General features: G+C 64.0%; 27 protein-coding genes and 2 pseudogenes. 23 read left to right on the top strand and 6 right to left on the bottom strand.

Annotated elements, in window-relative coordinates:
• Positions 1-114 precede the first annotated feature (114 nt).
• From KZX42_RS04445 to KZX42_RS04470, 6 genes and pseudogenes are all read left to right on the top strand, one after another.
• The gene (locus KZX42_RS04445) at positions 115-414 is read left to right on the top strand and encodes a hypothetical protein (protein WP_041795963.1); all 300 of its coding nucleotides are present in this window, start codon (positions 115-117) and stop codon (positions 412-414) included.
• Positions 414-848 (top strand): type II toxin-antitoxin system VapC family toxin, encoded by a 435-nt coding sequence (locus KZX42_RS04450; protein ID WP_248117506.1) that lies wholly within the window; start codon positions 414-416, stop codon positions 846-848. Before KZX42_RS04445 ends, KZX42_RS04450 begins: the two co-directional genes overlap by 1 nt.
• Positions 849-895: 47 nt before the next feature.
• Positions 896-2113, top strand: coding sequence for a hypothetical protein (locus tag KZX42_RS04455; protein ID WP_248117507.1), 1218 nt, complete (start codon positions 896-898; stop codon positions 2111-2113).
• A gap of 101 nt (positions 2114-2214) precedes the next feature.
• A complete protein-coding gene (locus KZX42_RS04460; protein ID WP_248117508.1) occupies positions 2215-3240 on the top strand; it encodes a hypothetical protein in 1026 nt (341 codons plus the stop codon).
• Positions 3237-4091, top strand: a complete 855-nt coding sequence (locus tag KZX42_RS04465) for a hypothetical protein (protein ID WP_248117510.1) — start codon at positions 3237-3239, stop codon at positions 4089-4091. The genes KZX42_RS04460 and KZX42_RS04465 overlap by 4 nt, the downstream gene beginning before the upstream one ends.
• Positions 4092-4138: 47 nt before the next feature.
• Positions 4139-4890: pseudogene (locus KZX42_RS04470) on the top strand (IS5 family transposase).
• A 13-nt stretch (positions 4891-4903) separates the two neighbouring features.
• On the opposite strand, the gene KZX42_RS04475 reads toward KZX42_RS04470, so the two are convergent.
• The 3 genes from KZX42_RS04475 to KZX42_RS04485 are packed head-to-tail and all read right to left on the bottom strand — an operon-like array spanning position 4904 to position 8131.
• Positions 4904-6265, bottom strand: a complete 1362-nt coding sequence (locus KZX42_RS04475; RefSeq protein ID WP_248117512.1) for a hypothetical protein — start codon at positions 6263-6265, stop codon at positions 4904-4906.
• Positions 6265-7374: a toll/interleukin-1 receptor domain-containing protein gene (locus tag KZX42_RS04480; RefSeq protein WP_248117514.1), complete on the bottom strand. Its 1110-nt coding sequence runs from the start codon at positions 7372-7374 to the stop codon at positions 6265-6267. Before KZX42_RS04480 ends, KZX42_RS04475 begins: the two co-directional genes overlap by 1 nt.
• Before the next feature lie 58 nt (positions 7375-7432).
• On the bottom strand, positions 7433-8131 hold the full coding sequence (locus tag KZX42_RS04485) for a hypothetical protein (protein ID WP_248117516.1): 699 nt from the start codon (positions 8129-8131) through the stop codon (positions 7433-7435).
• 488 nt (positions 8132-8619) lie between these two features.
• On the opposite strand from KZX42_RS04485, the gene KZX42_RS04490 reads away from it, so the two are divergent.
• The 3 genes from KZX42_RS04490 (at position 8620) to KZX42_RS04495 (ending at position 11238) form a co-directional block, all read left to right on the top strand.
• The gene (locus KZX42_RS04490; protein ID WP_248117518.1) at positions 8620-10536 is read left to right on the top strand and encodes a ParB/RepB/Spo0J family partition protein; all 1917 of its coding nucleotides are present in this window, start codon (positions 8620-8622) and stop codon (positions 10534-10536) included.
• An 11-nt stretch (positions 10537-10547) separates the two neighbouring features.
• Complete coding sequence (locus KZX42_RS17205) at positions 10548-10676, top strand: hypothetical protein (RefSeq protein WP_282438797.1); 129 nt, start codon at positions 10548-10550, stop codon at positions 10674-10676.
• A 145-nt stretch (positions 10677-10821) separates the two neighbouring features.
• On the top strand, positions 10822-11238 hold the full coding sequence (locus KZX42_RS04495) for a hypothetical protein (RefSeq protein WP_248117521.1): 417 nt from the start codon (positions 10822-10824) through the stop codon (positions 11236-11238).
• On the opposite strand, the gene KZX42_RS04500 is transcribed toward KZX42_RS04495, so the two are convergent.
• Together KZX42_RS04500 and KZX42_RS04505 are read right to left on the bottom strand one after the other, a co-directional pair.
• Positions 11219-11812 carry an AAA family ATPase gene (locus KZX42_RS04500; RefSeq protein WP_248117523.1) on the bottom strand — a complete coding sequence of 198 codons (594 nt, stop codon included), beginning with the start codon at positions 11810-11812 and terminating at the stop codon, positions 11219-11221. The genes KZX42_RS04495 and KZX42_RS04500 overlap by 20 nt on opposite strands.
• A gap of 53 nt (positions 11813-11865) precedes the next feature.
• The gene (locus tag KZX42_RS04505) at positions 11866-13533 is read right to left on the bottom strand and encodes a DUF262 domain-containing protein (protein WP_248117525.1); all 1668 of its coding nucleotides are present in this window, start codon (positions 13531-13533) and stop codon (positions 11866-11868) included.
• Positions 13534-14349: 816 nt separating this feature from the next.
• On the opposite strand from KZX42_RS04505, the gene KZX42_RS04510 reads away from it, so the two are divergent.
• The 4 genes from KZX42_RS04510 (at position 14350) to KZX42_RS04525 (ending at position 16987) form a co-directional block, all read left to right on the top strand.
• Positions 14350-14667 carry a DUF736 domain-containing protein gene (locus tag KZX42_RS04510; RefSeq protein ID WP_227439335.1) on the top strand — a complete coding sequence of 106 codons (318 nt, stop codon included), beginning with the start codon at positions 14350-14352 and terminating at the stop codon, positions 14665-14667.
• 389 nt (positions 14668-15056) lie between these two features.
• Positions 15057-15899 (top strand): DUF932 domain-containing protein, encoded by an 843-nt coding sequence (locus KZX42_RS04515; protein ID WP_248117527.1) that lies wholly within the window; start codon positions 15057-15059, stop codon positions 15897-15899.
• A gap of 274 nt (positions 15900-16173) precedes the next feature.
• Positions 16174-16452, top strand: a complete 279-nt coding sequence (locus KZX42_RS04520) for a DUF6499 domain-containing protein (RefSeq protein ID WP_248117529.1) — start codon at positions 16174-16176, stop codon at positions 16450-16452.
• 46 nt (positions 16453-16498) lie between these two features.
• Positions 16499-16987 carry a DUF2285 domain-containing protein gene (locus KZX42_RS04525; protein WP_248117531.1) on the top strand — a complete coding sequence of 163 codons (489 nt, stop codon included), beginning with the start codon at positions 16499-16501 and terminating at the stop codon, positions 16985-16987.
• A 54-nt stretch (positions 16988-17041) separates the two neighbouring features.
• On the opposite strand, the gene KZX42_RS04530 is transcribed toward KZX42_RS04525, so the two are convergent.
• On the bottom strand, positions 17042-18025 hold the full coding sequence (locus KZX42_RS04530) for a LysR family transcriptional regulator (protein ID WP_248117533.1): 984 nt from the start codon (positions 18023-18025) through the stop codon (positions 17042-17044).
• Positions 18026-18037: 12 nt separating this feature from the next.
• Here KZX42_RS04530 and KZX42_RS04535 point away from each other — a divergent pair, with 12 nt between their 5' ends.
• The 10 genes and pseudogenes from KZX42_RS04535 to KZX42_RS04580 all read left to right on the top strand — a co-directional run bounded on the left by KZX42_RS04535 (position 18038) and on the right by KZX42_RS04580 (position 25866).
• Positions 18038-18670: an NAD(P)H-binding protein gene (locus tag KZX42_RS04535; protein WP_248117534.1), complete on the top strand. Its 633-nt coding sequence runs from the start codon at positions 18038-18040 to the stop codon at positions 18668-18670.
• Positions 18671-18864: 194 nt separating this feature from the next.
• Positions 18865-19134, top strand: a complete 270-nt coding sequence (locus KZX42_RS04540; RefSeq protein WP_248117535.1) for a helix-turn-helix domain-containing protein — start codon at positions 18865-18867, stop codon at positions 19132-19134.
• Positions 19135-19944: pseudogene (locus KZX42_RS04545) on the top strand (replication initiator protein A); the annotation flags it as partial.
• Between the two features lie 281 nt (positions 19945-20225).
• Positions 20226-20879 (top strand): ParA family partition ATPase, encoded by a 654-nt coding sequence (parA, locus tag KZX42_RS04550; protein ID WP_248117537.1) that lies wholly within the window; start codon positions 20226-20228, stop codon positions 20877-20879.
• The gene (locus tag KZX42_RS04555) at positions 20876-21130 is read left to right on the top strand and encodes a hypothetical protein (protein WP_248117538.1); all 255 of its coding nucleotides are present in this window, start codon (positions 20876-20878) and stop codon (positions 21128-21130) included. Before parA ends, KZX42_RS04555 begins: the two co-directional genes overlap by 4 nt.
• The gene (locus KZX42_RS04560; protein ID WP_248117539.1) at positions 21127-21648 is read left to right on the top strand and encodes a DUF2840 domain-containing protein; all 522 of its coding nucleotides are present in this window, start codon (positions 21127-21129) and stop codon (positions 21646-21648) included. The genes KZX42_RS04555 and KZX42_RS04560 overlap by 4 nt, the downstream gene beginning before the upstream one ends.
• A complete protein-coding gene (locus KZX42_RS04565; RefSeq protein WP_248117541.1) occupies positions 21645-22190 on the top strand; it encodes a S26 family signal peptidase in 546 nt (181 codons plus the stop codon). Before KZX42_RS04560 ends, KZX42_RS04565 begins: the two co-directional genes overlap by 4 nt.
• 68 nt (positions 22191-22258) lie before the next feature.
• Complete coding sequence (locus KZX42_RS04570) at positions 22259-22594, top strand: DUF736 domain-containing protein (protein WP_248117543.1); 336 nt, start codon at positions 22259-22261, stop codon at positions 22592-22594.
• Between the two features lie 265 nt (positions 22595-22859).
• The gene (locus KZX42_RS04575) at positions 22860-23525 is read left to right on the top strand and encodes a lytic transglycosylase domain-containing protein (protein ID WP_348983613.1); all 666 of its coding nucleotides are present in this window, start codon (positions 22860-22862) and stop codon (positions 23523-23525) included.
• A 292-nt stretch (positions 23526-23817) separates the two neighbouring features.
• Entirely contained in the window at positions 23818-25866 is a 2049-nt protein-coding gene (locus tag KZX42_RS04580; protein WP_248117547.1) for a DUF3363 domain-containing protein, read from the top strand.
• Position 25867: the final 1 nt, after the last annotated feature.

Below are 25867 nucleotides of genomic sequence, written 5' to 3' on the forward strand. Positions count from 1 at the left end.
TGATAGGCCTTCCAAGTTTTCGATGGTTGCGAGAGGCTGCTCCTTCGCCTTTCAGAGCATCCTTGAAAAATTGTGCCGTGCGGCTATATTACTGGAAATATCTAGGAGGTAGCCATGGGCAGCTCGCAAAAACGTGCCATTCAAAACTATCGATCTCGCTTGAGCGAGCGCGGCTTGGCGCGCTTTGAGGTACTGGCGCGAGATGCCGATCGCGACCTTATCCGGTCCTTGGCCCGTCGCCTTGCGGAAGACGGCCCAGAGGCGTCGCGTCTCCGCGCGGCAGTGAGCCAGACCATCGGCGGCGAGCCGCCGAAGAAGGGGGGAATTCTGGCTGCGCTACGACGCTCCCCTCTCGTGGGCGCTGACCTTGATCTCGTCCGGGTCCGCGAAGAAGGGCGAGACGTCGAAATCTGATGCGCTACCTGCTCGACACCAACATCATCAGCGACATCGCGAAACCGGCCCCGTCGGAGTCCTTGCTCGCATGGATGGGGGAGCAAAACGACGAAGACCTTTTCATCGCCTCGCTGACCATCGCCGAAATCCGTCGAGGTGTTCTGGAGAAGCCGGCCGGCAAACGCCGCGATCAGCTTGAGGCATGGTTCTCAGGGCCAGAGGGTCCACAGGCACTTTTCGTCGGCCGCATACTCCCCTTCGACGAAAACGCCGGCCTGATCTGGGCGCGCCTGATGGCCGAGGGGAAATCGCAGGGTCGGCCCCGCAGCGCGCTCGACACGATCATCGCCGCCGTCGCCGAGGCTCACGGATGCACCGTCGTCACCGATAACGAGAAAGACTTTGCCGGCGTCACGATCATCAACCCGTTGCGCGCATCGGGGCGCCTATGACCTCGACAGGCGCGCGCGATGATTTTACGAAACCTACGCTTAGGCTGATGGCGCAGCGCGCAGGATACATGTGTTCCTATCCTGATTGCCGACAACTGACGATTGGCCCGTCCGACGATCGCAGGTCGGGCCTGACGATGGTCGGAGTGGGCGCCCATATCACCGCCGCCTCGTCAGGAGGGCCGCGCTACGACGGCAACCTCACGTCTGAAGAACGGGCGAGCGAGGCCAACGGCATCTGGATGTGCCAGCTCCACGGAAAACAGATCGACGACAATCCCAGCCGACACACCGCTGACGATCTGAAACGTTGGAAATCGCAACACCAGGAATGGGTCTTCGCGCGCATCGCCAGCGCCGACAGTTTGCTCAAGCATGGAATTACCAACATCTCCATCGAGAATGTCGGTCCGTTTCGCCAACGGACCAGCATCTCCCTTGGTCGGCACAATGTCGTTTTCGGACTGAACAGTTCCGGGAAATCCAGTCTTTGCGAGAGCATTGCGGCCTTTGCAGGCGGCGTGAACTTCGAGAATTTCCGCAAACGCTGGCGCCTCTTCGGGGCTGGCTCCCCGTCAATGATGATCGAGGCGGCCGTCTCAGTGAACGGCGCGAGAACAACCGTGCGGCTCAGCGAAGAGCCTGTTGCCCTCAAACGTGTCCCGAAACTCCATCAGACCCGTCTTCATATAGAGGTGAACGGGAACGTCGCAGCACACTGGCCTCGATCGCTGTTCAACATCGTATACTTGGATAGTCAAAGCCTGAAACCCAACCGGATCAAAGACCCTTTTCGCCGAGATCTGCGCGCGCTCGCGCCGCAACTTGGGATGAGCGAGGATCAGGTCTGGGACGCGCTGCGCGAAGAGTTGTTCTGTAGCTCGACCTTCGGATCGCGAATTCGCCGGATCGGCGAGTATCGCGCGGAGGTCCGCTCGGCCGGCAGTGACTTCTTTTATGAGACGGGAGGACTGGCTGGTTCCGAACATAGCTTCGCGCTGTTCGACGTCCTTCTCCGAATGATCCGGGCAGACCCAAGGCCGACCCCTTGGATGATCATCGTGGATTCCAGCCTATTTTTGGGCCTGGATAGCGACAACAAGCGCCGTCTCGTGGAGGCTTTGACACAGCTCGACGAGCCGGCCGTCCAGACGCTCGTTTGCGTCAACTATGAAACCGATGCGATCGACCTCAAGGCTGCGGACGGTGAGAAATGGGTCGGCTCCAGCGTCGCAGGCGCGTTGACCGTGCATTCGTTTTTATAGGCCCGCCCAGGATGAGCACGAGATTCCAACGCTACATAATCGATCCTCCAAGCGCGTGCCCAGCCCATCTGCGGATGCCAAGCGGGCACCCGATGAGTCAGATGTCCTTCGACATGGACGATGTCGCGCGATGCGCATGGAATGAAATTCTCCAGACCGCGCCACGAGCAACGTCTCTTTTTGCATTCCTCGAAGATCTGCTTGAACCGGGCACCAATCTCGTCTGGCGCGAACAGGGTCCAGGTCGCGGTACGGAAATGCGCCGTGCTTTCTCCGCCCTCTTCGGACGCTTCTTCGCGCGCGCCTATCTCCAGCTCAACCATGATTTCGTCTGGTTCGCTGCGATCGATGGCGACAATTTCCACCTCTCACCAAACTGGCGCGTCAGCCGGAAACCGCGCTCGCTTACGGAAATGCCCGACTGGATATGCGCCAGGCCAGGCGAACTCGCCATTGGCGAGGCAAAAGGCTCGCATCAAAAGGGGAATGCCACGCGCGGCGGTAAACCTGGTCCGATCAAGACCGCGGAGGGACAAATTATGGGTGTCCGTGTGCAAAAGCGTACACCGACTGTTCGCGGTCCGCGCTGGCGTTCCAAGAGCGTGAAAGGTTGGGCCGTCATGTCGCGATGGGGTTTGGCGTCACCGTCGCGCGATCCCTATCTCTATGTGCTCGACCCTGAAACGGAGGGAGAGAAGCTGACACCGGAAGAGATCGAAGACTTGGTCCAGGCGGTCGCTCGCACCCATGTCGCACAAACGGCGATTGGTCTCGGATTATTGAAGCCCGGCGGAGAGGATGGAAAAATCCTGACGCCGAGTCGGCGCGTGCGGGTACAGGGCGATGATCAGAAGCGCCATTTCTCGGGTGTGGTGATTACGCCGTTTGGGCCGCTCGATCTTGACCTCGACCAGGCCAACGAGCTGTCGAAACTCCTTCCCGATCCTGGGCTTGTTCGCTTCGTTGGCCTGGATGAAGAATTGTTCTCTACGTATCTCCAAGGACAACCCCTTGTGCCGAGACAGCAAGAACGGATCGGCGGTCTCTCGCTCGTCGGAAAGGACGGTCTCTTGATCGCGCCTGTCAGCCAAATCTTGGACGGCGGAATTCAGACCGAATTGACATGAAATCTTCTCAAACGGCTGGACGCGGTGACCGAACAACGACCGCGCCGATCGACGTCTGGAATCTCGACACCTTCGACGCGGCGTTGATCGACGTGTTGCACAGCCAAAAACAGGTCTTTGTCGATTACTTTGCAACCGATCGGGCGAACTACCTGGAACGCGAAGCATCGGACCGGCGGGGGCCACCCCCCTCCAACCCTCATGCCAGCGCCTATTATCGTTTCGCCGATGATTTAATGGCCGTCATGCAGACCCGCACGATCCGGGCTTGGCATCATACGCGCATGACCGACCGCGAAGTGGCCTCGGCAAGGAACAATGGTCTTTATCCGGCGACGTTGGACTTTTTGCGCGCACGCCTTGCTGATCGAGTGGCTGATGGTGACTTCACCAGCGACGAGGCGCGTGTGATTTTCGAGGCCAGCCCTTTTCAGAATGACCAACTCGGCTCGCGCGGCGGCAAGTTCTGGATGACATCTCACCCGCAGCGCATCGACGATGGCGGCGTCACATCTCTGCTCGCTCATTGGGGTGGTGAATCCGCCTACTTCAATCACGAAGAAGGCGAGATGCTCGACAAGCTATCGAATCTAGGCACCCCGCGCGTTTTCGAGATCGCCGTTCCCCTCGGCGTCACGCCCGACGCCTATTCAGCGGCCAAAGCGGTGATCGCACTCTACGCGCGCTCCCTCTCATGTCACACCGATTGGGGCGGATTCGACCTATATGCCACCTCGCACCTTGGCCCCGACAGGCTGCTAAACGTCCATAGCGCAGGCGAGGCAGACTTTGTGGCTCTCGGGCGAGGATATCCTGGGGCCTATCGTAGTCGGTATGGCGAAGACGACTAGGGCCTGTGGGGATTCACAAGTCGAGGCGGATGTGATTCACGCTGTGGATGGACAGAGATGTTTTGACAGACGCCCAGTGGGCGAAGATCGAGCCGCATTGTCTGGGCAAGCCGAGCGATCCCGGACGTAGCGGTCGGAACAACCGTCAGTTCCTGGAGGCTGTGCTGTGGATTGCTCGTACGGGCAGTCCATGGCGCGACCTGCCGGAGCGGTTCGGGAACTGGAGCACGGCGTTCCGGCGCTTCCGGGATTGGCGGGAAGCCGATGTTTTCAAGCGCATATTCGATGCGCTGTCGGATGAGCCGGACTTGGAATATGCCATGATCGACGCCAAGATCGTCAAGGTTCACCGTCACGGTCAAGGCGCAAAAGGGGGACTCAAAGCCAGGCCATTGGCCGTTCCAAAGGCGGCATGACGACGAAAATCCTCGCGATGACCGATGCGTTGGGCAATTTGGTGCGCTTCCGGCTGATGCCGGGCCAGCGCCACGACAGTGTCGAGGTGCCGCCGCTGATCGAGGGCGTCGCCTTTGACGGGCTGATCGCCGACAAGGCCTTCGACAACAATACACTCGTCGCCGAACTCAACAAGCGCGGCGCCCGGATCGTCATCTCACAGCATCCGGCCCGCGCGCAGAAGCTCAAGATCGATGCCGCCATCTACGCATGGCGCCATCTCATCGAAAACTTCTTCTGCAAAATCAAAGAGTTCAAGCGCATCGCCATGCGCGCCTGCAAAACCGACCGCAGCTTCGAAGCCATGATCTACCTTGCCGCAGGTGTCATCAACTCACGATGAATCCCCACAGGCCCTAGATCGTTGACGCTGCGGGCGCCTGGATCAATTGAATCCCCTTATCGAGCAGATCGTCCAAGAAATCTTCGCGCGAGGTGATCGGTCCGGCCTGTGTCGCCAGAATGAGCGCTTCGACGATGCGACGCGCCAACGACCGAGCCAGAACTTGCTCGTCAGTCGAGATCGACGCCATCGCGCGGCCATGCAGGAAAGCGCTCCTGACGTTGAAGAGCGTCTCGTACTGGTCGGCATAGTCGCGATTGCCCAGCAGTCCGGCCACCCGTCCACGCATCTTTTTCGTCGGACTCATTTTCTTGTGCCGATCCGGGACGACGCGAAAACTCTTCTGGTAGTCGGCCTGTAGGCCCAAAGCCGCCTCGATGGTGGTTACATGCGCCAGAAACTCATCGACGTCCTCTGACAGAAATGCGCGGACGAGGAAGTGGGAGATCGGCGTTTCGAACAGGACCGTCCGCTTCGCTTGTTCGACGATTGTCCACCGATGTTGATCCCAGACGGTGATCCCCGTCTTGGCCTCGTCGGACAGTTGCAGTTCCAGCGGGCGCTGGACTTCGACCGTCCCGCCATAACCGTCGTCATAGATGCGGTCTTCCCAGTTGAGCGTATCGGCTGACGGCGGTGAGTTGGGGCGCACGAAGATGTCGCTATCGACCGTATAAACCCATGGGACGCGGAAACCGCGCCAATCGACTTCCGGCATAGTCGACCAACTTTCCCAAGGCGCGAGCAGGAAGAAAAACAGCGCGTCTTCAAGCGCGCTGGGAAATCGCCCCTTGTGCGGTTCGATCCGCCCAAAGTCCTCTCGCATGTCCATGAAAAGGACCGGCACGGCACGCGCTTCCGGCTCGTTTTCAAGCGCCACATGCTCCTCGACAACCAGCCAGTGGAATTCAGAAAATCGATCGGCATCGAAATCCACGCCCTGGAACACGCGCTGCAACCGTGTCGTATCGACGAACGCGCGAAGCTCGTCCGAAGTGAAACGGCCAATCCGCGCCGACCCGAACGCCAACGATGGGATTTCCTCCGCCATATCCAGCGGCGCGAGATGGAGGCGGCGCGCATGAGTCGCACGCAGCGCCATGTCGAGCCCCATTGCCGCCGCCTCGACAGGAGATGCGAGATGCGCCGCGTCCGCGCGAAGCCCGCATGGCAGACCGAGCGAACGCAGCGCGGTCGAGAGGGCGAATGCCGGCCCCTTCTTCCCGACATTAGGATAACCGTCACGGCAGGCGTCACGCAGCCGCTCGAACGCCGGTGCAGCTAAGAGATTATCAGGCCCAGGCGGGCTCAGCCGCCACAGCTCCGCCATCGCGCTAAGCATCGCCTCGTTCGGCGTCGGCGCTGCGTCGTCCATTAGGTGATCCGCAGTCGGCGCAAGAGCTTTGCCAGCATGGCCTCATATTCCTCGGGCTTTGAGAAATCGGCGTACATCTTGCCCTTCAGGAACTCTGGCAGCTCGCAGGCTTCGTAGAGCAGCGGTAGCACGACAACCTCGCCGCTGGTGATCTCCCGGTTCATCGCGACATCGAGTTCCTTCTTCACCCATGGCGCGTCGATCGACTTTTTGGAGAGCACGACGGCAATGTAGCGGCTGAGCTTCATGCCTTCGTCGATCTTGGCGATGAGCGAGTCGCCGATGTCGATTTCCGCCTCGTCCAGCCAGACCCGCGGCACGCCATGCGCGAGGAGATCGTCACGCAGGCGGCGCACGAACGGCTTGTCGACGCCGGTATGGCTTAGGAAAATACCACGATACTTCTCATGCGCCGGATCGGCCTTCTCCAACGCCAGGCTGTCTCGCACCAACTGGTTCTCGGCTTCTGCCGATGTCGGCGGTGTGAGCAACCATCCGACCGTCGTTCCCCGCACAACGTGTCCGCCGAGGCTGTAGCCCTCCGGCGTAGAGGCGATCGACGTCATGCCTTCGGCCGGATCTGACAGACATAAGCTCCAGCCCGTCTTCGACAGGACATCGAAATAGCGCACGAACGGGCTGTCGTGATCGATCGCGCCCATCCGCCGGCCCTTCTTCACCAGCAGCGCTGAACGCTTCACCAGCGCGGCAACTTTCGGGGCCGCATAGCCCAGATGGGTTTCGCGATAGCCGTAGAAGTTCATCCGCTTCGGCTCCGACAGGCACCAGACGACGGTGGCACCGGCCGCAATAGCGGCCTCCATCTCCTTTTCCCGGTCCTCGGCATCGAAAGCAGCATCGATGTCGTAGCTGTCGTTCTGGCCCTTCAGCTTTCCCAGTTCGTGAGGCTCGTTCGAGAACTCGCCTTCTGCGCCGAACAGGAAATGCGTGTAGCTCTGCGGATTGATAATGATCGTGTCGTATTCGTAGAGGGGGAACGCCGCGCGCGCCTTATCGACCCCAGCCTGGCAAAGCCCGAGATTTTCAATCTCAACCCCTTCGATCGTCTCGCCGGTATAGGTGACCCCGACCGTCAGTACGCGCTTCATTATCTCTCTCTCCCTCATTGTTGTTATGTCACGTCGTCCGCCGCCGAATCTCGAAGGGTTACCCTGCGACTGCGATCGGCTTCACATCCCTGACCTCGCCGCGACTTCCGACCAGCGCGATCTCGATACCGGCCAACGCGCAGCGCGGCGCCAGTCGCTCCGCAAGACGCAAGGTGCTTTCCGTGAACGGCACGACCGCGACCTGACGCCCTTGCGATGGCGTCGCCATCAAAAGACCGACCGTCTCGCACAGCCCTTTGTAGAGCCGGGACACCTGTCCCGAATGCCGTGTGTTGATGATCCCACCCTTGCATTCTGCCGAAATGACCTGGCTGCCGACCTCCGCGACCACATCCCCCAAACCCGACTTGGGATTGACGGTAATCTCCTGGCCCGCAGCATTCCGATAGAGGCCGCCATAGCTGGTGGTGCCGATGCTGGAAACCTTGGCGAAGTCACGCCGAAGCAACCAGCCTGAGAAGTCGAACTGCTTGCCATGTTCTCCATCGGGGTGGACGCGGACATGACGGGTGTCCTGGGTTCGCAAGAGGTGCATGGCGTAGGCGACCATCACCGCCCCTTCATAGAGATGGTGTTCGTGCTCCCCGCTGGATTTTCCAATGCGGTTTGGTGGCGGCGAAAGCGCCGTGACGAGATCTTCAAAGTCCACAAAAATTCTCCCGTATCCGATGAACTGAGAGGTATCTGCGCTACCCATCAAGACCGTTAAAGTAATAGCAGAGCCATGATGAAGCATTCATGCTCCGCGATGTTCATGTCTGCCCAGACTAAATACGCACAAATATCTATTGAGGGGAATGTTTTCCCCTGCGGTCGAGCCAAGGTCTCGTCCGACCCCTTCTGCGGGGAAACCCCGCAACGCCCCAAGACGATACGGCGATCAGGATGCACGGTTCTCCGGTTTCTCGGCTTTGCACATCCTGATCCGATTTTTTGTCCCCGGCTCCCGCTGACGCTCACGCCGGGCGGGTTGCTTGGGGGCGCCGCCCCCTGGCGCGGTCAAGGGTGAAGCGCGGCAAGCCGCGCCGGCCGGGGTGGTCTCCCCGACCTTCCGCGCGGATGGGATGTTCAGCACATCCGTCATGACGGACATCCGCTTGTGCAGGTCGGGTGATCCCCCTCCACCCCGGCCGCCCTGGCCCTTGCACCCCCCGGTCTCGCCGACGGGCAGGGTTTCAGCGCGGCGCTTCGCTGCGCGAAACCCAAGCCCATAGGAGAAAGACCATGACGACCCCTGCCAATGAGACGACCGCCATCCCCGTTGCCGTGACCGGCGCGGAAGTGTTCATCCCGCTCAACAAGCTCAAGAAGCATCCGAACAACGCCCGCAAGACGCCGCACAGTGAGGCGTCCATCGAGGCGAAGGCGGCGAGCATCCACGCCAAGGGCATCCTGCAGAACCTCGTGGTGGAGCCGGAGCTTGACGCCGAGGGAGCCGCGACCGGCTTCTATCTCGTCAGCATCGGTGAAGGCCGCAGGCTGGCGCAGTTGCTGCGCGTGAAGCGCAAGCAGATCAAGAAGACCGAACCGATCCGCTGCGTCATCGACACCGTGAACGACGCCAGCGAAATCAGTCTGGACGAGAACGTCACGCGCGAAGACCTCTCGCCCGCCGACCAGTTCGAGCGCTTCCGCGAGCTTGCCGAAACGCGCGGTTGGGGTGCGGAGGATATCGCCGCCCGGTTCGGCGTGACCGCCCATGTCGTGCGCCAGCGGATGCGTCTCGGCGCTGTCAGCCCCAAGCTGATGCAGGTCTACCGTGACGGTGGCCTGACCTTGGAGCAGTTGATGGCCTTCGCCATCGTGGACGATCCGGCCCGGCAGGAGCAGGTGTACGAGAACCTGTCGTGGAACAAGGACCCCTCGACCATCCGCCGCGACCTGACCCGGATGCACATCGCGGCGACGGATCGGCGGGCGGTCTTCGTCGGCGCGGAGGCCTATACCGAAGCGGGCGGCGTGATCCTGCGCGACCTGTTCACCGAGGATCGCGGCGGCTTCTATGAGGATGCCGCGCTTCTGGACCGGCTTGTCATCGAGAACCTGCACGAAATCGCGGAGAGCGTGAAGGCCGAGGAAGGCTGGAAGTGGGCCGCTGCCCATATCGACTATCCGCACGGCAACGGCCTTCGCCGCACCTATCCGCATCCGGTGGCCCTGTCAGAGGAAGACGAGGCCGCCTATGCCGCCGCGCAGGGAGAGTATGAAGCGCTGACCGAGCAGTATGACAGCGCCGAAGAACTGCCCGAGGACGTGGATCAGCGGTTCGGGGAGTTGGAAGCCGAGATCGAGCGCATCGACGCCTTGCGTCATGCCTATGATGCCGACGAGATCATGCGCGGCGGTGTGTTCGTCATCCTCTCCCATGACGGGGAAGCCCGCATCGAGCGCGGTTTCATCCGGGCCGAGGACGAGCAGCCGGCCCCCGAGGATTATGCAGACGGTGACGGTGGCAGCGTGGTGGACGGCGTTCGCGTCACCGGTGACGGCGAGATCATCGAGGACGGCGACCGTGACGGGGACGGCAACGGCAACACCGTTACCGCATCGGAGACCGAGGACGAGGATGTCGGGGATGCGGGCAAGCCGCTGTCGGACCTTCTCGTCCGCGACCTGACCTCGCATCGGACGCTGGGCCTTCGCCTTGCGCTGGGCGAGCAGCCGGACATGGCGCTGATCGCCGTCACCCATACGCTGGCGGCGCAGACCTTCTATCGCGGGGCGGATGCTGCCTGCCTCGAAATCCGCCCGACCAGCAGCGCCCTTGCATCCCACGCGGATGGCATCGAGGACACGGCGGCGGGAAAGGCGTTAGCGGATCGTCATGCCGGATGGGCGGCGGACATGCCGCGCGACGTGGCCGACCTGTGGGGCTTCATCGCCGGTCTGGACCATGCCAGCGTCATGGCGCTGTTCGCCCATTGCGCCTCGCTCACCGTCAATGCCGTGAAGCAGCCTTGGGAGCGCAAGCCCCATGCCCATGCGACGGCCGAAAGGCTGGCGACGGCGGTGGCGCTCGACATGACGGCGCACTGGACGCCCACCGTTCGGACCTATTCGGTCGCGTCACCAAGGCGCACATCCTCGCCGCCGTGCGCGAGGCCGTCAGCGACGCGGCGGCGGAGCGGATCGCGGGCTTGAAGAAGACGGACATGGCGGAGGCTGCCGCACAGCTTCTGGCTGGAACCGGTTGGCTTCCCGCCGTCATGAAGACGGCGCGGCCCGCGTGGCTGGGCGAGGCGCAGCAGGACGGTGACGCCTTCCAGATCGCCGCCGAGTGAGGACCGGGCCGGGATCGCATCAGCGGTCCCGGCCTTCCTTCCGCCCGACACCCCAAAATTCCGGTCGCGCGGTGTTCACCGCGCGACCGGCCGACCTCGACTGTTCGATGACTTCGACCGTCATCGCCGCTATGGAGACTCCGTCATGATCGCCGTGATGTTGATGAGCGTGGCCTTGATCGCGGGACTGTGCGTCCTGGCCTATACGCTCGCCGTGTATGCGCTGCCCTTCATGCTCTCCGTCGAAGCGGCGCGCATGGCCTACGCCACCGGCTCCGGCCTGATCGGCGCGGGCCTTGTCGGCCTCGTCGCCGGGTCCGCCGCCTATGGCCTGCTGGTGTTCGCCTTCGCGTCGCTACGCTCGCCGGTCCTGCGCCTGATCGTGGCGCTGGTCTTCGCCGCGCCCGCCGCCGTTGCGGGCTACGCCCTTGTCCACGGCGTCACCGGCGAGGCCATGCCGTCAGAGGTCTGGCGGCAGATTTTCTGCGTCATCGGCGGCAGTGTCGTCGGGGCGTCGGCATTGGTGCGGTTGGCCGATTCGTCTATCGACCCGGCGCGTTGAAAGCTTCGAGAGACGCAAGCACGAAGTCTGCTCGTGCCGCTGGCGTCGTCTTCGGAAGCGGCACAACTTCATATCCCAAGCTCGGGAACGCTTGTGCGAGCCGATCATATTCGGCGACCGCTTCATCGAAATCGTGCTTGCGATCCGCGTCAGTGACATAAATCTCCGACCACGGCGGCGTCACGAACACGCGCCGATGATAGCGATGTGCCATGCAGAGCGAGCGCAGCACCGGCTCGCCGGTCAGATCTTCCAGAGCCGACGCGGCATCGACAAGGCCGCGATCAAAGAACGTCCAAGCTTGGTTTGCCGCCGCCGCCGCCCTGTCCGCTAGCGCCATGTCGATCGCACGGCGCAGGAACGCTTCCAAATCGATCCACGGCAGCGCCGTTCCGCCGCTGGCGATCTCTTCGGCTATAATACGGCGGCCCGGTTCCTCGACCACCGCGTGGCCTAACGCCGCCAGTTTCGCCAGCACCGTCGATTTACCACCGCCCGAACAGCCCGAGAGGACTACAAAGGTCGCGGATGCGTCTTTCCGTTCGACAAGGCTGGCATTGTCATCAGCGCTCATAGATCAAGGGACGCAAACATGCGGCCTCCATTCTGCCGGATCGAAACCGCTTCTCATTCGAAGGCGACGGCTTCCTCTTCGTAGTCGTCGTCACGCGACGGTTGACCGTCTGTGTCGATCTGACGGCTGATAATCCGCTTGCTCAGTTCCTCGCTGACCAGCTTCGCCCGTTCGGCAAGGAACGTGTCGTAATCGTTCTCCCACACGCCGAAGTCGTCCAGGTCGCCGATCAGATGCGAGGCCATAGTCTTGTCCAGCGCCTTGTTCGATTTCTTGAATGTCTTCATGTAGGTCGCAGGCGGCTTGGCGCGGATTTCTCGCTTGTTCAGATAGTCATCGACGATGGTGATGTTGAGGATGTTGTTGATCCGCCATTCCTCGACATTCTTTTTGCCGAGATAGGTGCGCGGGAAGAAGTGGTGATAATTCTTGCTGTTGGCCTGTTTCAGCCAATAATTGCGAATGCTGACGATGGAATCGTCGTTGAACGATTTCGGCTCGTGGAAGGCGTAGAGGCACAGGATCGCCTTGATCGAGCTGCGTCCTGCGTTGAACCATCCATTTTCCAGCAGGAAGTCGGGCGAGATGTCCACCGCCCAATCATAGTCGGGTGACTTGTCTTTCAGGATGCGGTCGATCCGGCGAACGTCCTGCGCGAGCTTGCTTTCGACCGCCGACGAGTAGCGCCCCCCCAGCGAACAGCGCCAGAAAAAATCTTCGAGCAGCGGACGCTGCGCGGCAGACGGCTTGTCCGGGTGATGGAAGAAGAAATATGCGAACGGCACGAGCAACGTATTGTACGGCAGCAGTTGCGACACCGGGATGCGGTAGCTGTTGCGGAAGAACTCAACGGCCCGCTCGAACGCATCGGTGGCACGGGGCCACGTGTCGATGAATGCGGTCTTGCCGAGCTTGAGGATCGTCTGCTTCTTGCACTCCTTAGTCAGGATCAGCGACACCAGTTGCAGGAGCGTCGCGTCGGAGACGGTTTCGTAGTCGAGCGGCTCCAGTCTGGCGACCAGCTCATCGAACTTCTCCGCCAGATCGAATTCGCGCGGCTCGTCATATGTTTTCGCGACCATTATCTCGAACACGCTAAGCGGCTTGCCGCCAACATTAATGCGCGTGAAGATTTCGGTGGCGACGTCGATCGGCACGTCCTTCACAAGGATGATCGAGAAGTCATAGGACTCGATCCGGCGCCGGTATTCCGATAGTCGCTCGTGATAGTCGGCCGGGTAGGCCGCGAGCGTCTTGAAGCTGCCGTGGATCAGGTCGCGCAGCCTGATCCACGTTCCGTCCGCCAGATCGGCGACCTCCGTCACGACGATCTGATCGTCCTCGCCTGCGTCGAGGTTGATGAACATGTCGGCGAAGTCGTCGGTCTTGCCCGAGTTGCGCTCGACCTTGATCCCGCGCAGCGCAGCGTAAAGGCTGGTGAGACGCTGCTGGCCGTCGAGTACGAATGAGACGGTTTCCCCGTCTTTCGGCTCCGGCAGAGGCGTGTTGCCGAGATCGCGGACGCTGCGCAGGCGGTCTTTCGTTGACCAGAAGATGAAAGTGCCGACCGGATATCCTTTGAGGACGCTGTCGAGCAGGGCGGCGGATTTCTGCATGGTCCAGACGAAGTCTCGCTGGAATTGCGGAATCTTGACCTGACCGCGCTCAATGTCGGTCAGAAGATTTGTGTAGTTCGAATGGGTCGGACTCGGCAGTATCATGTAATCGTTGCTCCCCGGTCGGCGTGTATCGCTTTTGGCCGAGTATCGTTCAACAGCCGACGTGATGCGAGGGGCAAATCCGGGTGTCCCCTGCGGGCCGCGCTCTCGGCTGCGCCGGAACCACGCCGACGGCGCGTGTCCGCCATTCGGCTTCGATCGCTGACACGAAAGGCGGCGTTGTAGCCCTTCCGCTGATGATGCCCCGCTCAGACGCGCGAGGGTGCAGAAATATCCGTTCAAAGCAACGGCGGCAGGACCATGACGACGGTTTCTCCGGTCTCGGTAGCGACATCTCGCCGGGTTGCGCGCGTGGATTCTCGGATCGCCCGTGGGTAAGGACGGTCACGCTGCTCAGCCTGACAATGGTCTCCGGCCTGCCAACGCCGGTGCTGTGATGAAGGCGAAGATCAGGAAGCACCCAAGCCCGCCGGTGAACATGAGCGGACCTTGCCATCGAAGGTCAGGCGTAAAGTTGACTCGACCGAAGGTTTGCGAACGTTTCCGGTGAGTGGCGCGGGGACCGACCGCCACCAGTGCTGTGTTCCTCCGATTTCGTTGACAGCCACGCCCACGGCGTCCTCGAATGGATTGGGTCTGACCGAAGACCGGCTGCGCCTCGCTCGTCTTCCCGCAACGTCCGTCGCCAGCTTTTTTCCGCCGCGCGCAGGCGCGCTTTGCATCGCGAGACAAAAAAGCTGCCGCCGTCCGCCGTACATTGCATTCCCGCCCTGACGGGTGCGGGGCCGATCGTCCCCGGTCGCACGACCACCATCGAGGTCGCGACAGGCGCGGCCGGATGCGAAAAGGAACACGGCAATGGCGACCATCGGCACCTTCACCAAGAACGAAAACGGCGCGGGCTTCACCGGCGCAGTCAAGACCCTGACCCTCAACGTCAAGGCCAAGTTCGTCCCCACCGAGGGCGAAAGCGAGCGCGGCCCCGACTTCCGTATCTTCGCAGGGGCTACAGAATTCGGTGCAGCCTGGAAGAAGACCGCCCGCGAGACGCAGCGCGAGTACCTCTCCGTCAAGCTGGACGATCCGAGTTTTCCCGCACCCATCTACGCCAGCCTGGTCGAGGGCGAGGACGGCGAAGCCCATAACCTCATCTGGTCCCGCCGCAACGGCGACTGAGCCGGACACGCCCCGAAGCCCCGCTCACCGGAGCGGGGCTTCGTCATGGTCATGGCGGTCACCGCCTGTCAGGGAATGCGGCGATCAGGATGTACGGTTTTCAGGTTCCACGGCTTTGCACATCCCGATCAGATCCTGATGCCCGGCGCCCGTTGGCGCTCATGCCGGGCGGGTCTGGCTAGGGGCGCTGCCCCCGCGCGTTGCAAGGGATCGCTGACGCTCGTCCGGGCCGGTGTCCCCGGCCTTCCTCCACGTCGTTCCTCCGTTCCGTGCAGGCCGGGTGATCCCCCTCCGGCCCGGCCGCCCTTGCACCTTGCTACCCCGGTCTCGGCGACGGCCAGGGTTGCAGCGCAGCGCTGCGCTCCAACCCAGACCCACGGAGACAGATCATGTATCATCAACTCGCCACCCGGTTCGGCCGCAACAGCCACCAGATCAGCGGGCGCGAAGCCCTCGACAACGAAGCCCTTTACCGCCACGTCCCGTCCGTTTTCGCCCGCGAGGCGCATGACAGCCGGTCGGACCGCTATGTGTACGTCCCCACCATCGAGATCGTGGAGGGGCTGCGGAAGGAAGGATGGTTTCCGTTCTTCGCCGTGCAGTCGGTGCCGCGCGACGGCAGCCGCCACGGCCACGCCAAGCATATGCTGCGCCTGCGCCGCGATGACGGCATCGGCAAGCCCGAGGCGGCGGAAGTCATCATCGTGAATTCACACGATGGAACGTCGGCCTATCAGATGTTCGCCGGGATGCTGCGGTTCGTCTGCACCAACAGCATGATCGCGGGCGAGCGCTTCGAGGAAGTCCGCGTCCCCCACAAGGGCGGCATACAGGATCAGATCATCGAAGGGGTCTACACGGTCGCCGAAGACTTCCCGCGTCTGATCGATGCGACCGAGACGATGAAGGACACCCGGCTGTCGCACGACGAACAGCGGGTATTGGCCCAGGCCAGCCTTGTCGCCCGCTATGGCGAGGACGAAAGCCCCGTCCGCCCCGATCAGATCATCGCCCCGCGCCGCCGCGAGGATGTCGGGCAAAGCCTGTGGACCACGTTCAACGTCATTCAGGAGAACATGATACGCGGCGGGCTGGACGGTCGCCGCACCAATGCCGAGGGCCGTATTCGTCGCAGCCAGACCCGCGCCATCAACGGCATCGACCAGAATGTCGGGCTGAACCGCGCGCTGTGGACGCTGGCCGAAGGGATGCAGCGCCTGAAACGCGGATGATCGTGGAGCCGTGCAGCCGGGTTTCCGGTTGCACGGCTCTGCTTATTTGCGGCTATCCGATTTTCCGCCGATCCGTCGATCCGGATCGGCGGCGCGGCCGTGTCGATGCCACGGCCGCCGCTCGCCGGGCTGCGCCCGGCTCGCCAAAACACGTCTGCTATGTTAAGTCATGATTCACCAATATTGATCGCAATGCGCGATCTACATATCCGATAACGCTGACTTCAAAGTATATCGGAAGTTGTGGACACTTCGTCTTTCCAGCGCTGATCCCATGCTGGAAGAAAGAGGTGACGCCATGCCAGGATTCGATTGGCGCGCGCCGGCCGCCTATGGACATGCGCAAAGCATTCCTGCCGCCGGCTTCGCTTGGGAGTATCTCCGCCGCGACGACGAGTATCGCCGCGATTTCCATCGCATGAAACGGATATCCGGTCACGACACCGAAGCGCAGACCGCGTTCTCCAACCGCTGGGGGTTGCGATTTCGCGGCGGACCCGGACCAGCCCGCCGATCGCGCATCGCTCTTCTGGACACCTGCGCTCCAGCCTGACGCCTTCGAACTTCGCCCCTCTGGCGATCCGCCCGGTGACTTCGCCATGCCCGTCGTGCTGCCGGGGCTTCCCGGTCTGGCTGCACGACCGGCCGTTGACAGAGCCTGGCACGGTCTCTGGCGCGGATCGGGCGAGGAACATCGCTTCTGGCTCGCGAACGCTCCGCCCGAAGGTCCGACAGGCTTCGTCGTCATCCTGCCGCTCGACACCCTGTTCGAGTTGCGCGCCGAAGCGGCGTTGCGCTTCTGGCTGGCGCTGGCCGGACGCCCGCCCGGCGACCGGCGGCACGACCTGCCGACGCAGACCCGCGACCGGCATATCCTGATCCTGCGCGCGCTCGACGCAAAACTGGCCGGGGCCAGCTACCGCGTCATCGCCGAAGCGCTGCTCGGATTTCGCGGCCGGTCCAAGAACGACTGGGAAGTCAGCCCCTTGAAGAACCAGGTCCGCCGCCTCGTTGCGGACGGCCTGTTCTACATGCGCGGCGGCTATCGCGATCTGCTGACCTATCCCATCAAACGAAGCCGTCGATAGCGGATGAGAATGTTCGCTGATCGTCTCGGAATGCCGTGGGGCCCAATTCTGCGTTTACATCGCGAAATGGCGAAGCAGCGCATCCAGACCGAAGCGGACCTTGGCCAGTCGGGATGCGCGGTCCGGCGTCAGCGCGGATATTCGCAGATCGGGGATGGTCCAGCCGGGAAGCACAGGCCGCAGTCGGTCATCTCCCATGGCAAACGCTATATCGCGTCCCGCCAGCACGGCTACGCCGGCGCCGGCTTCGCAGAGCGCCTGAAGCGCGTCCTGTGTGCTGCCGATGCCTCGGACGGCGTTTCTGTCGAGACGGATACGATGGGGCGCACCGCAAGGGTCGATAACATCCAACGCCGCGCCACGCGTATGGTGGGCCTCCAGCACCAGCCAGTCGAGCGCCTTGAGGCGCTCGAGATCGGGCCGCCATTCGATCCGTTCCAGATAGGACGCCGCAGCGACGAGATGGACGGGCAGACCGCCGAGCCGTTTGGCGACCCAGTCCGTGTCGGCCAGATGTCCGACGCGGATGGCGATATCGCAACGCTCTGCATTCAGGGCGACGGTGTCGTCCGTCAGGGAAAGCGTCAAACGCAGATCGGGATATGTCCGCAGCAGCGGTGCAAGGGCCGCCGCGATCGGCTTGCCGAAGCCGAGTGGCGCCGTCACGCGCAGATCGCCTCTCGGCGTGTCGCGTGCCGCATCGACACCCGACATCGCGGCTTCGGCGTTGTCCAGCATCGCACGGCAATGTTCGAAGAATCGCAGCCCGTCTTCCGTGGGCTGAAGGCGGCGGGTCGTGCGCGCCAGCAGGCGAATGCCGGTCTCCCGCTCCAGGGCGCGGATATGCTGGCTGACGGCCGACGGCGACATCTTCAGCCGCTCCGCCGCCGCGACCATCGAGCCAGCCGAAACCACCTGTGCGAACACAGCCATCTGGCGCAGCGAATCGATCTTGAAGTGTGGCTTCATTCTATTGTCGAGAATAGATCGTTGTCTGCATAATGGCGACCCTTCATGTTCGCGCCATTTGCACAGCAAGGGGCCAGGATCATGAAAATCGCAGTTCTCGGCGCGACGGGCGCCACCGGACGACACGTTCTCACGAAGGCATTGGGGCGAGGATGGGAAGTCCGTGCTCTGGCTCGTGATACAGCAGCCGACTTGCCAGAGGGCGAGCGGTTGACGATCGTACGCGGCGACGCGCTCGATGCCGACGCCGTTGGCCGGACCGTCGCAGGGACCGACGCCGTCATCGGCCTGATCGGCGCCCGGATGGGACGTGATCCGGCGCTCCTGCGTCCGAACAGCACGGCGGTCCTCGTTCCGGCGATGAAGGCCGCTGGCGTGGCACGATTGGTGGCGGTGACGACGGTCGGCGTCGCCGCAACGCACCCGCACCAGAGCTGGGCTTCGCGAGCCCTGCTGCCGCTCATCGTGGGTCGCGCTCATCTCGACCAGGCCGGACAGCAGGAAGACATCATCGGGGCAAGCGATCTCGACTGGGTCATCGTGCGGCCGCCACGGCTCGTCGATGACGGCATGCCCGATGCGTTTCGTCTGGGGGAAGCACTCCCAGTCGCCTTTTCCGCCACCGTTGGACGAAGGGCGTTGGCGCAGGCGCTCCTCGACCTCGCGAGCGCCACGACGCCATCACGACAGGCGTTGACGATCCTACGCCACTAGCGCGCTGCGCATTCATCGACCGCCGAGTCTACGCCAACCTGCCTGAAGGTCTGCCATCTAAGATCGGTCATCGGGGGTGCCGGAATCGCACCCCCCTGATTCTGGCACGCTGCAAGCCGCCGATCCTCCGCCACGGTTCGCCATAGCCCGCTGTCGCCACCGACAGCCGCCGAACCCGACCCGGAGGTCCAATCATGATCGACCCGAAGACGGGGCTGCCGCCCCGTTTCCTTCGCACGCCCGATGCAGCGCGCTTTCTCGGCATCTCGCTGCGGACGCTGGAGAAGCACCGCACCTATGGCACCGGGCCGACCTACCGCAAGATCGGCGGGCGTGTCGTCTATGCGCTGGAGGACTTACAGGCCTGGACGGCGGTCGCCGCCCGCAAATCCACCACCGACAAGGATGCCGGCCGGGTCTTCCCGGCACGGCCCCTGACACCCGCCGAACGGGGCACACGCTGAATGTCGGGCGGTCCATCCCATGATGCCGGACGGCGCGCTCAGCGCCTGATCGGCAGCGAGCGGGCGCGGCTCGATCCCTTCGTCGTCGCGACGGGCGATGCGTCGCCCCGCGATCAACGCGACCTGATGGAGCGCCCGTTCTTCTCGCTGTCGAAGACGCCGCGCACCAGACCCATCCTCTACAAGGCTGCCGACATCGAGGTGCAGGTGCTCGGTATGCCCGAGCATGGCATGGCGACCATCTGGGACGCCGACGTGCTGATCTGGGCAGCCAGCCAGATCGTCGAGGCCGAGAACCACGGCCTGCGCACCTCGCGTTTCTTCCGCTTCACGCCGTATCAGCTCCTGCGCGGCATCGGCCGCGATACCGGCAATCGCCAGTACCAGTTGCTGAAGGCGTCACTGGCGCGGCTCCAGTCCACCGTCATCGCCACCACCATCCGCAACGGCGTCCATTGGCGACGGCGGCAATTCTCCTGGATCAACGAATGGGAGGAGATGACCACCCATGACGGACGCGTCGAGGGTATGGAGTTCGTCCTGCCCGAATGGTTCTACAATGGCGTGGTCGATCGCTCGCTGGTTCTGACCATCGACCCGGATTACTTCCGGCTGACGGGCGGGATCGAACGCTGGCTCTATCGCGTCGCCCGCAAGCACGCCGGTCGCCAGCCGCATGGTTGGCTGTTCGAGGTCGCCCATCTCCACGAGAAGTCCGGCAGCCTGGCCCGGATTTCGGATTTCGCGCTGGATCTTCGGCGCATCGTCGCGCGCCAGCCGCTGCCCGGATACCGCCTCGACATCTGGCGCGAGGGACGGCGCGAATACTTGCGCATCCGGCCCGTCGAACAATTCACAGTGCCTGTGGATAAGGCTGTGGAAGCCATCGGTACATCAGGCGCAAAGGGTATCGGCACATCAGGCGCAGCCCTATCGGTACATCAGGCGCACGGACCGCAGTTAAACCTTTGGCCCGAAACGGGGAATCCGACTGCTAACTTAGAGTCTAATAAAGAATCTAACTCTTCTTCTTTGACGGGCGTACGCGCGAGCCACGGTGCCAGTGCCGCTGGGCGATCGAGGCGCGTGCCATGATCGTCGCCCTGCTCAACCAGAAGGGCGGCGTCGGCAAGACCACGCTGGCCCTGCATCTGGCCGGAGAATGGGCGAGGACCGGCAGCCGCGTCACGCTGATCGACGCGGACCCGCAAGGCTCGGCGCTCGACTGGTCGCAGCAGCGGGCGCGTGAGGGCTGCCCACGGCTGTTCGGTGTCGTCGGCCTGGCCCGCGACACCTTGCACCGGGAAGCGCCCGAGCTGGCGCGCGATGTCGATCACGTCGTCATCGACGGCCCGCCGCGCGTCGCCGGTCTGATGCGTTCGGCGCTGCTCGCCGCTGACCTGGTGCTGATCCCGGTGCAGCCATCGCCGTTCGACGGCTGGGCCTCGGCCGAGATGCTGGCGCTGCTGACGGAGGCGCGCATCTACCGGCCCGAGCTGGCCGCACGCTTTGTGCTCAATCGCTGTGGCGCGCGAACCGTCATTGCCCGCGAAACGACCGAGACGCTGGCCGACCATGATACGCCCTTGCTCGCCTCCACGATCGGCCAGCGCGTCGTCTTCGCCGATGCCGCGCAATCTGGGCGCCTGGCATCGGAGATCGACGCCGACAGTCCGGCCGCGCGCGAGATCGCGGCGCTCGTGAGCGAGATCGACCGCCTCGGCATCGGAGGGATCGCGCCATGAGCGAACGATCCCCGAAACGCGGCTTCGCGGCGCGGCCCGCCGATCCCGAGAGCTGGGTGAAGTCCGCCGAACCGCCATCGGCCCGCACGAACGACGGCGCGGCGTTCACCGCGCGGCTGACCATCGACATCACACCCGACCTGCGTGGCCGCATCAAGATCGTCGCGTTCCAGCGCGGCGTCACCGTCGCCGACATGCTGCGCGGTCTGCTCGCGCGCGAATTCCCCACCACCGAAGGAGACCCATCATGACCGGCACCGCGGCTCCCCGCGTGCGCGGCGGCCCCGTGCCGTCCGCGCTTACCTCCGACGACCTGACCCATGTCGAACTGACCCATATCGAGAAGAAGATCGAGCACTGGGTTCGCTTCGGTCGCCTCGCCGAAGAAACCATCATCGACCGGCGGCGGCGCATCTTCGCGTTCCGACCCGGTGCGATCTTCGCCTTCGTCCGCTGGGCGTCCAACGACTTCGGCACGATCATCTCGCGAATCGACATCGTGCGCGCCGTGGAGCCGCACGAACCCTATCAGACGCTGCCCTTCGTGCGGCCCGGCGGCGACATCCTGCTCAAGATCGACGGTTGGCCCAAGGTCGAACAGGTGCTCCGGCACATCGACGCCGTCCAGGCGATCGGCATCGATCCGGAGGATGTTTCGTCCGACCATTGGCGGCACGTCCACAACCGTTTGACCGCCGGACACGAGCCGCGAGCTTACAGCGCCGACCAGCATCGGGCGTTCCTCAAGCGTCGGAGCGTCGCGCCATGACCCGCTTCGGCTATGTGATGGTGACCTATTTTTCGATCACGGGCGTCGCCATCGCGTCCTTCGTTCCGACGCCGACCCGACTGGTCTGGAACGTCTCCGCCAGCGCGCCGATCGGCCTCTACGCCATCGATCCGCCCGGCGACCTGACCGTCACCGATCTGGTCGCAGTCGATCCGCCTGAACCGCTCGCCGACTTCATGGTGGATCGCGGCTATATCGGCCGTGGCGTGCCGCTCTTAAAGCGCGTCATGGGACTGGCGGGGCAGGAAGTCTGCCGCGTCCGCCGCACGATCACGGTCGATGGCGTGGAACTCGGCACGGCGCTCGACCGCGACCGCTCGGGCCGGGAGCTGCCGGTGTGGAACGGTTGCCGCCGCATCGGCGGTGACGAGATCTTCCTGATGAACGCCGATGTCCGCGACAGTCTGGACGGCCGCTATTTCGGCCCGATTCCGGTCAGCGCCGTCACCGGTCGCGCGACGCCGATCTACACCGACGAGGCCGGCGATGGTCGCTTCGTCTGGCGCGCCGCGACGCGCTGACCGCCACGTTTCCGGCGGGCGCGGTGCTCGCTGGCTTCCACCCAACCCCCAGCATCGAGGAGACTTCCATGCCGCAGATCGGTCAATTCACGCGCGAGACGACAGGCTTCGTCGGGCGCGTCCATACGCTCACGCTTTATCGCGAACTCACCATCGTGCCGGCCGAGCCGTCCGATGCCGAGAACGCGCCTGACTATCGCATCCATCACGGCGCCGATGACGGGCCGGAGATCGGCGCGGGCTGGAAACGCACCGGCGAGCGCGCCGGCGAATACATCTCGCTGCTGATCGACGATCCGGCCTTGCCGCAGCCGATCCGCGCCAACCTGTTCCGCGACGACGACGGCGGAGCCGTCTGGTCGCTGCACTGGACGCGGCCCGTCAAGCGCAGCGAGCGGGAGTGACGCCATGCGCTATCCCTCCAGAAGTGCGCGCCTGCTGTCCCGTCGAAGTCCCATCCCTTTGTTCGCGAACAGGCCGTCTCATCCCTTCGTCCCGCTCGACGATCCGTTGGCCGGCGCGCGCAGCGAAGGTCAAGGGCGATCGAAGATCGGCGCTTCGCGCGCACCCTTGACCGCAGCGAGCACACTGGCAGGCTGGCGTCGATGCGGAGACAGAACGCCCATCCGATCAGCGGTCCTTTTGCTTTCCGGCGTGCTCGCCGTCGCGATGCCGCTGCCCTGTCAGGCGCAGCCCGAGCCGGTCCAGCGCCAATCCCAAGCCGATCCTCATGCCGCGCACATCGCCGAGGCGGCGCAGCGGTTCGGCATTCCGGCGGCGTGGATCAGGGCCGTCATGCGCGTCGAAAGCGCCAATGACGTGCGGGCGATCTCGCCCAAGGGCGCGATGGGTTTGATGCAGATCATGCCGCCGACCTGGGCGGATTTGCGCGCCCGCCATCGGCTCGGCGGCGATCCCTACGATCCGCGCGACAACATTCTGGCGGGCGCGGCGTATCTGCGCGAGCTGCATGACCGCTACGGATCACCGGGGTTTCTGGCCGCCTACAATGCCGGTCCCGGTCGCTACGAAGAGCATCTCGCGGGCCGTCCGTTGCCCGCCGAGACCCGCGCCTATGTCGCCACGCTCGCCCCGCAGATCGACGGCGACGAGATCACCGCGCCGGTCGCCGTCGTGTCGGCCGATCCCCGATCCTGGACCCGCGCGCCGCTGTTCGTCGCGCAGGCCGAGCGCACAGCATCCGCCGATCCTGTGCAGCCCGACGCGCAATCCGGCGACACTTCTGGTGCAACGCCGGTGCGCGATCTCTCCGCGATCGTGCCGCAGCCGGGCGGCCTGTTCGTCGCCCGACCGGAGACGGGAGGGCCGCGATGAGCATGGCGCGAGGGAGCGGCCGGCAGCCCTTTCCAGTGTGCAGCGGGAATGGGTGGGGTCAGGCGGAACCAGGGTCAGGAGGGGCAGAAGGGGTAGGAAGGCGGGAGGGCAAGATTAAAGCGGACGGCACCCCATGGGTCCGATCCCGGGGCCAAGCCCTTGTCTGCACACTGTTTGGCGCGGCACCGTTGCCGGGTCTGCATGGTGCCGCGAGGCGCGGTAAAGCCAGTATCTGCCGCGTTATTCACGGCACTCTTGCCGGAAATCGGCGGCTTTGGGTGGATCGGCGGCCATGAGCGCGGACGACGACAACCGCTTCCGCCCGAAGCCCGGCCGCATCCGCTCCGATGCGTCGAAGGCGGGCCAGGCGAAGAGCTTCCTTACCAAGGTCCGGAAGATCGCCCGCCAGCAGGGCGCGGCCTCCGGGCAGGTCTCGCGCGGGAGCACCGGAGCCTCCGGCAAGCCGGGACGCAACGGCGCGGTCGCGTCCGGCCGGGGCGTCAAGCGCGGGCGTGGCGCGGCCTTCGTCCGTTCGCGCAACCTGTCGAACGGCTGGAGCCATCGCCAGCCCGGCAGCCGCCGCGTCATCGTCAAATCGCGCTCCGTCCGCGCCGCCGGCAAGAGCGGCAAGGCCGCCGCCCATCTGCGCTACATCCAGCGCGACGGCACCTCGCGCGATGGCGAGCGCGGCCGGCTTTATTCGGCGACCGAGGACCGCGCCGATGGCGACACCTTCCTCGATCGCGGCAAGGACGATCGTCACCAGTTCCGCTTCATCGTCTCGCCGGAAGACGGAGCCGACATCGAAGACCTGACCGGCCACACCCGCGACCTGATGCGCCAGCTCGAAGCCGACCTCGGCACGAAGCTCGATTGGGTGGCGGTCAACCACTTCAACACCGGTCATCCCCATGTCCACGTCATCGTCAACGGCCGCGACGAACTCGGCGAGGATCTGGTCATCAACGGCGACTATCTCGCCAACGGCATCCGCGAACGGGCGAGCGAGTTGGCGACGCTGGAACTCGGTCCCGTCACCGAGATCGAGCAGCGCCGCAAGCTGACGGTCGAGATCAATCAGGACCGCTTCACCCGCATCGATCGAGCGATGCTGAACGAGGCCGATGGCGGCGCGCTCGACCTGCGCCATGCGCCCGACGATAGGCGCGGCCAGGAAGACCGGACGCTGCGCCTCCGCCGTCTCGGCAAGCTGGAGAAGATGGGCCTCGCCGCCGAACCGACGCCCGGCGTCTGGGAATTGAGCGGCCGGCTGGAGCCGACGCTGCGCGAGATGGGCGAGCGCGGCGACATCGTCCGCACCATGCAGAAGGCGATGCGCGCCGAGGGTCATGACCGCGATCCGATGAGCTTCCGGATTCACGATACCGCGCCGGCGACGCCGATCGTCGGCCGCGTGGTCGACAAGCATCTCTCCGACGAGTTGGGCGAGAACCTGACGCTGGTGATCGACGGCATCGACGGCCGCACCCACCACATCTCCGGGGTCGATCAGGCGAAGGTCGCGGACGCCCGCATCGGCAGCGTCATCAAGATCGGCGCGACCGACGCCGGACCACGCCCGGCCGACCGTGCCATCGCCGGCATAGCCGAGGACGGCATCTATCGGCCGAGCTGCCATCTGGAGCAGGCCCGCTTCGATGGCCGTGTGCCCGGCGGCGACTATGAGGGGTTCGTCGATGCCCATGTGCGCCGGCTGGAGGCGCTGCGCCGAAACGGGATCGTCGAGCGGATCGACGCCGACCAATGGCGCATCCCGCAGGACTTCGAGGCGCGCGCCGCCGCGCACGATGCGGGCCAGGGACGGCAGCTTAACATCCGCGTCCTCTCGACCTTCGATCTGGAGACGCAGATCACGGCGGATGGCGCGACCTGGCTCGACCGGAAGTTGGTCGGGCGCGGGCCGTCCGATGTCGCGCCGGCAGGGTTCGGTCAGGAGGTCAGTCAGGCCATGGACCGCCGACACGAGCGCCTGATCGAACAAGGCGACGCCACGCGCCAGCAGAACGGCCGCGTCCTCTACCGGCGCGATCTTCTATCGACGCTGGAGACGCGTGACCTGGCACGCGCCGGAGCGGAGTTGGCGGCCACCAAGCAGATAGCGTTCCGCGCCGCCGGGGACGGCGAGACGGTCAGCGGCACCTTCACCGGGACCGTCCAGCTCACCAGCGGCAAGTTCGCCATCGTCGAGAAGAGCCACGAGTTCACGCTGGTCCCGTGGCGGCCGGTGATCGATCGTCAGCTCGGCAAAGAGGTGACGGGAATTGTCCAGGGCGGATCGGTGTCGTGGCAGATGGGGCGGCAACGCGGACTTGCGATGTGAT

Origin of the sequence: Brevundimonas sp. EYE_349, assembly GCF_023147505.1 — a bacterium.
GTDB lineage: Bacteria > Pseudomonadota > Alphaproteobacteria > Caulobacterales > Caulobacteraceae > Brevundimonas.

Bases quoted from the DNA above. Each gene is read 5' to 3' on its own strand.
- KZX42_RS04490 (WP_248117518.1), top strand. From the start codon at position 8,620: ATGACGACCCCTGCCAATGAGACGACCGCCATCCCCGTTGCCGTGACC.
- KZX42_RS04570 (WP_248117543.1), top strand. From the start codon at position 22,259: ATGCCGCAGATCGGTCAATTCACGCGCGAGACGACAGGCTTCGTCGGG.
- KZX42_RS04575 (WP_348983613.1), top strand. From the start codon at position 22,860: ATGCCGCTGCCCTGTCAGGCGCAGCCCGAGCCGGTCCAGCGCCAATCC.
- KZX42_RS04535 (WP_248117534.1), top strand. From the start codon at position 18,038: ATGAAAATCGCAGTTCTCGGCGCGACGGGCGCCACCGGACGACACGTT.
- KZX42_RS04485 (WP_248117516.1), bottom strand. From the start codon at position 8,131: ATGCTTCATCATGGCTCTGCTATTACTTTAACGGTCTTGATGGGTAGC.
- KZX42_RS04525 (WP_248117531.1), top strand. From the start codon at position 16,499: ATGCCCGTCGTGCTGCCGGGGCTTCCCGGTCTGGCTGCACGACCGGCC.
- KZX42_RS04580 (WP_248117547.1), top strand. From the start codon at position 23,818: ATGAGCGCGGACGACGACAACCGCTTCCGCCCGAAGCCCGGCCGCATC.
- KZX42_RS04500 (WP_248117523.1), bottom strand. From the start codon at position 11,812: ATGAGCGCTGATGACAATGCCAGCCTTGTCGAACGGAAAGACGCATCC.
- parA (WP_248117537.1), top strand. From the start codon at position 20,226: ATGATCGTCGCCCTGCTCAACCAGAAGGGCGGCGTCGGCAAGACCACG.
- KZX42_RS04475 (WP_248117512.1), bottom strand. From the start codon at position 6,265: ATGGACGACGCAGCGCCGACGCCGAACGAGGCGATGCTTAGCGCGATG.
- KZX42_RS04460 (WP_248117508.1), top strand. From the start codon at position 2,215: ATGTCCTTCGACATGGACGATGTCGCGCGATGCGCATGGAATGAAATT.
- KZX42_RS04450 (WP_248117506.1), top strand. From the start codon at position 414: ATGCGCTACCTGCTCGACACCAACATCATCAGCGACATCGCGAAACCG.
- KZX42_RS04510 (WP_227439335.1), top strand. From the start codon at position 14,350: ATGGCGACCATCGGCACCTTCACCAAGAACGAAAACGGCGCGGGCTTC.
- KZX42_RS04445 (WP_041795963.1), top strand. From the start codon at position 115: ATGGGCAGCTCGCAAAAACGTGCCATTCAAAACTATCGATCTCGCTTG.
- KZX42_RS04455 (WP_248117507.1), top strand. From the start codon at position 896: ATGGCGCAGCGCGCAGGATACATGTGTTCCTATCCTGATTGCCGACAA.
- KZX42_RS04480 (WP_248117514.1), bottom strand. From the start codon at position 7,374: ATGAAGCGCGTACTGACGGTCGGGGTCACCTATACCGGCGAGACGATC.
- KZX42_RS04560 (WP_248117539.1), top strand. From the start codon at position 21,127: ATGACCGGCACCGCGGCTCCCCGCGTGCGCGGCGGCCCCGTGCCGTCC.
- KZX42_RS04465 (WP_248117510.1), top strand. From the start codon at position 3,237: ATGAAATCTTCTCAAACGGCTGGACGCGGTGACCGAACAACGACCGCG.
- KZX42_RS04515 (WP_248117527.1), top strand. From the start codon at position 15,057: ATGTATCATCAACTCGCCACCCGGTTCGGCCGCAACAGCCACCAGATC.
- KZX42_RS04495 (WP_248117521.1), top strand. From the start codon at position 10,822: ATGATCGCCGTGATGTTGATGAGCGTGGCCTTGATCGCGGGACTGTGC.
- KZX42_RS04520 (WP_248117529.1), top strand. From the start codon at position 16,174: ATGCTGGAAGAAAGAGGTGACGCCATGCCAGGATTCGATTGGCGCGCG.
- KZX42_RS04565 (WP_248117541.1), top strand. From the start codon at position 21,645: ATGACCCGCTTCGGCTATGTGATGGTGACCTATTTTTCGATCACGGGC.
- KZX42_RS04555 (WP_248117538.1), top strand. From the start codon at position 20,876: ATGAGCGAACGATCCCCGAAACGCGGCTTCGCGGCGCGGCCCGCCGAT.
- KZX42_RS04540 (WP_248117535.1), top strand. From the start codon at position 18,865: ATGATCGACCCGAAGACGGGGCTGCCGCCCCGTTTCCTTCGCACGCCC.
- KZX42_RS17205 (WP_282438797.1), top strand. From the start codon at position 10,548: ATGGCGGAGGCTGCCGCACAGCTTCTGGCTGGAACCGGTTGGCTTCCC.
- KZX42_RS04505 (WP_248117525.1), bottom strand. From the start codon at position 13,533: ATGATACTGCCGAGTCCGACCCATTCGAACTACACAAATCTTCTGACC.